This is a genomic window from Pseudomonas sp. UBA4617 (assembly GCF_002386445.1).
In the GTDB taxonomy this organism is placed as follows: domain Bacteria; phylum Pseudomonadota; class Gammaproteobacteria; order Pseudomonadales; family Pseudomonadaceae; genus Aquipseudomonas.
Genome location: NZ_DGIR01000007.1, coordinates 1 through 4,734, shown reverse-complemented (window position 1 = coordinate 4,734; position 4,734 = coordinate 1). Strand labels below are relative to the sequence as shown.

The 4,734-nt window shown below is 66.6% G+C and carries 5 protein-coding genes; 2 read left to right on the top strand and 3 right to left on the bottom strand.

From position 1 onward, the window contains the following. Positions 1 to 38: 38 nt before the first annotated feature. Positions 39 to 644, bottom strand: coding sequence for an outer membrane beta-barrel protein (locus B4L76_RS01825; protein WP_296230064.1), 606 nt, complete (start codon positions 642 to 644; stop codon positions 39 to 41). Between the two features lie 119 nt (positions 645 to 763). On the opposite strand from B4L76_RS01825, the gene B4L76_RS01820 reads away from it, so the two are divergent. Both B4L76_RS01820 and B4L76_RS01815 read left to right on the top strand, forming a co-directional pair. Beyond that, positions 764 to 1,555 (top strand): dienelactone hydrolase family protein, encoded by a 792-nt coding sequence (locus B4L76_RS01820; protein WP_296230063.1) that lies wholly within the window; start codon positions 764 to 766, stop codon positions 1,553 to 1,555. Between the two features lie 78 nt (positions 1,556 to 1,633). Then, entirely contained in the window at positions 1,634 to 2,335 is a 702-nt protein-coding gene (locus B4L76_RS01815) for a 4'-phosphopantetheinyl transferase family protein (protein ID WP_296230062.1), read from the top strand. Positions 2,336 to 2,338: 3 nt separating this feature from the next. On the opposite strand, the gene B4L76_RS01810 is transcribed toward B4L76_RS01815, so the two are convergent. Both B4L76_RS01810 and B4L76_RS01805 read right to left on the bottom strand, forming a co-directional pair. After that, a complete protein-coding gene (locus B4L76_RS01810) occupies positions 2,339 to 3,946 on the bottom strand; it encodes an ATP-binding protein (protein ID WP_296230061.1) in 1,608 nt (535 codons plus the stop codon). Continuing rightward, a complete protein-coding gene (locus B4L76_RS01805) occupies positions 3,943 to 4,641 on the bottom strand; it encodes a response regulator transcription factor (RefSeq protein WP_296230060.1) in 699 nt (232 codons plus the stop codon). Before B4L76_RS01805 ends, B4L76_RS01810 begins: the two co-directional genes overlap by 4 nt. Positions 4,642 to 4,734 lie beyond the last annotated feature (93 nt).

The window sequence follows — 4,734 nt, the reverse complement described above, 5'->3', positions numbered from 1 at the left end:
CCCGCGAAGGGCCGGCACAGGATAACCCGGCTCGCCCGTCAGAACTTGTAGGAAGCCGCCAGGTAGGTCTGCGCGCTGCTGGTCAGGCGCAGGGTGCCGTCTTTCGGCCCGCCATGCGCGCCCACTTCGGTGGCGGCATTGCTGCGCAGGTAACGATAGCCCAGCTCGACCGAAGCCTTGTCGGTGATGTCCTGAATGACGCCGGCCTGCAAGCCGTAGGCGTATCCGTAGTCGGTATCGCGGCTCGCACCTGGCGAGTCCTGGGTCAGCTTGGTCACGCCCAGGCTGCCGCCACCGAACAACCTGGTGGTATCGCCCACCGGCAGGAACAGGTCGTAGCTGCCCAGCAGGTTTTCCTGGCGCAGCTTGAGGCCGCTGTGCTCACCCGAGACGTTGTCGTAGGTCATGTAGTAGCGGCCCTGGTCATTGAGCTTGCCCAGGCGCACGCCCCAGGTGTCATCCTTGCCGATGATGCCGTCGGCGTCGAGGTGGTCGGTGTTGCGCTGCAGCAGGCCGGACTTGCGAACCTTGTCGCTGGTCTGGCCGTAGGTCAGGCTGGCGAAGCTGTCGTCGGCGGCCTGGGCAGAGGTGATGCCGGCGGCGCAGACGGCCATGGCGGCAAGCAGGGTATTGAAGGTTTTCATGGCTGGATACTCCAGTTGGGTGCGCTGTTTCGGTCTGGAAGCTAGAGTAAGCAGGACACCCTGAACCGCGACTGAACCCTGGCTGAACGAACCGTTTGCAGAAACAAGGAGTAGTGACCATGCGTGTCCTGCTGGCCGTGACCCTGATGTGCAGCGCCGCCCTCGCCCAGGCGGCGGTACAAACCCGCGAGATTCCCTACCAGGACGCCGACGGCAACCGGCTGGTCGGCTACTACGCCTATGACGACGCCGTCGAAGGCAAACGCCCCGGCATTGTCGTGGTGCATGAATGGTGGGGGCTTAACGACTACGCCAAGCGCCGTGCCCGCGACCTGGCGGCGCTGGGCTACAACGCGCTGGCCATCGACATGTATGGCGATGGCAAGCACACCGAGCACCCCGCCGACGCCCAGGCATTCATGGCCGAGGCGCTGAAGGATCCGAAAGCCGCCGAACGCCGCTTCGATGCCGGGATTGAACTGCTGAAACTGCAGCCCAATACCAACAAGCACCAGCTGGGGGCGGTAGGCTACTGCTTCGGTGGCAAGGTGGTGCTGGATGCCGCGCGGCGCGGTGAGAAGCTGGACGGCGTGGTGAGCTTCCACGGCGCGCTGGCCACGCAGACCCCGGCCAGGCCTGGCGTGGTGAGGGCGGATATCCTGGTCGAACATGGTGCGGCAGACAGCATGGTGACCCCGCAGCAGGTAGCAGCGTTCAAGGCCGAAATGGATGCGGCGAAGGTCAACTACCAGTTCGTCAGCATCGACGGGGCCAAGCACGGCTTTACCAACCCGGACGCCGACCGCTTGAGCCATGGCGAGCATGGCGGGCCGGATATCGGCTACAGCAAGGCGGCGGATGAAAGCTCCTGGGCGGACATGCAGGCGTTCTTCAAGAAGGTGTTCAAGTAAGCAATACGAGGGCTGCATCGCGGCCCCCCTTACGCTCCCATCTCCCACGCTGCCGCCTCGGCTGGCACAATAGCCCCCATGAATACACTTCCTGCCTGCTGCGCCCCCCTCCAGCACCACTGGCCCCTGCCGCGCCCATTGCCTGGCGCGGCGCTGGTCAGCTGCGCCTTCGACCCCACTCGCCTGGCACCTGACGACTTCCAGCGTGCCGGGGTGGTGCCAGGCCCCAGCCTACAGCGCTCGGTAGCCAAGCGCCAGGCCGAGTACCTGGCTGGCCGGGTCTGCGCCCGCGCTGCACTGCAGCGCCTGGACGGCCGTGACTACGTGCCCGGCACCCACGAAGACCGCTCGCCGATCTGGCCTGCCGGCATCCACGGCTCGATCACCCACGGCCAGGGCTGGGCCGCCGCCGTGGTCGCCGCCGAAGACAGCTGCCAGGGCCTGGGCCTGGACCAGGAAGCGCTGCTGGACGATGAGCGCGCCGAACGGCTGATGGGCGAGATCCTCACCCCCCCCGAACTCGAACGCCTGGACCGCCGCCAGCTCGGCCTGACCGTGACCCTGACCTTCTCGCTGAAGGAAAGCCTGTTCAAGACCCTCTACCCACTGACCCGCCAGCGCTTCTACTTCGAACACGCCGAAGTGCTGGCGTGGTCCGCCGACGGCCTGGCCAGCCTGCGCCTGCTCACCGACCTGTCGCCGCAATGGCGGCATGGCACCAAGCTGCAGGGCCAGTTCTGCCTGCAGGATGGCCACCTGCTCAGCCTGGTCAGCGTCTGATCGTTACACGGGTGGCTGCTGCCGTGGCCAGTTCAGGCTGAAGCAGGCACCGCCCAGCGCGGCACTGCGCCCAACCGTGGCCCGGCCGGCGTGCCAGTAGATAATGCGCCGCACGATCGACAGGCCCAGGCCATGCCCGCCCGAGGCCCGGGTACGGCTGTCATCGAGCCGGGTGAACGGCGTGAAGATGCGGTCCCAGAAGCCCTCCGGGATCCCCGGGCCGTCGTCCTCGACATCGATGCGGCAGCGCTGTTGCCCCAGCTGATAGCTCAAGCGCACCTCGGCCTCGGCATGGCGCATGGCGTTGCCTACCAGGTTCTGCAGAGCCCGGTGCAGGTAACGCGGCTCGGCCTCGACCCAGGCGCCTTCAGCATCGGCGCCGTGGCATTCACCGCGCAGTACGCGTATTCCAACGCGCAGCGGTGCCAGCTCTTCGATCACCCGATCTAGCAAGGCATCCAGGTCAATCCGCGCGAACTTCAGCGCAGGCGCGCCCTGCTCCAGGCGGGCGTAGGTAAGCATCTCGTCGACCAGTTTGTCGAGGTCCTGGATATCCCCGTCCATGCCCGCCAGATGCTTGGCCCGGGCCTGCTCGGTGGTGGCACTTTCGAGCATCTCCAGGCCAAAGCGCAGGCGTGCCACGGGCGTGCGCAGCTCATGGGAAACCGCGCGCACCAGCTCGCGCTGCATGGTCAGCGAGCGCTGCAGGTGCTCGGCCATGCCGTTGAACGCTGCCGCCAGGCGTCCTACCGAATCGGCATCATCGGTTGGCACGCGGGTGTCCAGGCTGCCCTGGGCAATGCGCGTGGCAGCCACCTCCAGGCCGGAAACGCGCCGTTCCAGCTGACGCACCAGCAGGTAGACCACCAGGCCGATCAGGCACAGGCCGAGGAAGGCGATCAGGATCAGCAACTGCGGCGGATATGGGTTGAGCTGGTACAAAGGGCCAATTTCCAGTACCCAGGGCGAACCGGCCAAGCCGGCGAACACGCGGATCGAGTCGCCATCCTTGCCCAGCGCCATCACCGTATCGCCCTCCTCGACCCGGCGCCGCTGGTCGTCGTCCAGGCTTACCCGCTCGATGCGCTGCAGCGCCACGCCAAAGCCAAAGCCCTTGTCGCGCTTGAGCTGCTCCAGGCGCTGCTGCTGTTCTGTCACCGGGTAACGCACCAACTCGTCGGCCAGCAGGTACAAGGTAGCCCGCGCCAGTTGCTCGCTGACCTGCTTGACCTCGGCGACCAGCAGCAAGTCCTCTTGGCCAACCTTGCGCAATATCCTTGCGGCATGCGGGCCGGTCTTCTCGACCACCACCAGGCCGCGGCCCAAACGTGCCCGCTGGCCGCCATCAAGAGGGTGCGCAGTGGTTGGCTGCAGGGCCAGCGGCACGCCGAGCAGGCGCTCCCAGATCAGCAGCGAGCGCTTGCGCTCGGTGTCGTTCTGCAATGCCAGGTTGTCGGCCATCAGGCTGAAGGTTCCCTGGGCCAGGCGCTCGCGATGCTGGGCGGCACGCACCTCGTTGACCAGGTGCAGGCTCAGCGCCCCGAGCAGGGCCACCAGCACCAGCACCGCCAGCATGCCGCCGTAGATGCGCAGGAAGATCGAGTTGTTCATGACACCTCGCCGACGAACAGGTAGCCCTTGCTGCGCAGGGTCTTGATCAGCCTTGGCTGGAGCGGGTCGTCGCCAATCTTGGGGCGGATCTTGGAAATGCGTATGTCGATGGAACGGTCCTGGCCGTCGTAGCCGACGCCGCGTAGCGCGGTGAAAATCTGCTCGCGGGTCAGCACCCGGCCGGCGTTGCTGGCCAGCAGCCAGAGCAGGTCGAATTCGGCGCCGGTCAGTTCGATCAGCTGTTCGCCCAGGTGGGCCTCCCGCAGCCGGTTGTCGATGCGCAGTGCCCCGAAGGCCAGCGCCTGGCGTTTGTTGTCCGCTGCCTCGCTGCGGCGCAGCAGCGCCTGGATATGCGCCAGCAGCAGGCGTGGGCGCACCGGTTTGCACACGTAGTCATCGGCCCCCAGGTCCAGGCCCTGCACCTGGTCGAGTTCGTCGCTGCGGGCGGTGAGCATGAGGATCGGGCCGGGGTACTGGCTGCGCACCCGCCGGCAGATGCTCAGGCCGTCTTCGCCGGGCAGCATGAGGTCGAGGATGACCAGGTCGGGCTGGCTGTCGATGATGCGCCGAGCCGCGCGGGCGCCATCGCCTTCGACACTGACCTCGAAGCCGTTGGCCTGCAGGTACTCGGCGGTGAGCTCGGCCAGGCGCTGGTCGTCTTCGACGATGAGGATGCGGGGTAGGGTTTGGTCCATGCGCAGGCCTTCTTTGTTCTTGGGATCGTGTCAGGGCGGCTGAGAGTATGACTGTAGATGTATGGGGCCTGCGAGATCGAGCGCCGCCCGCGC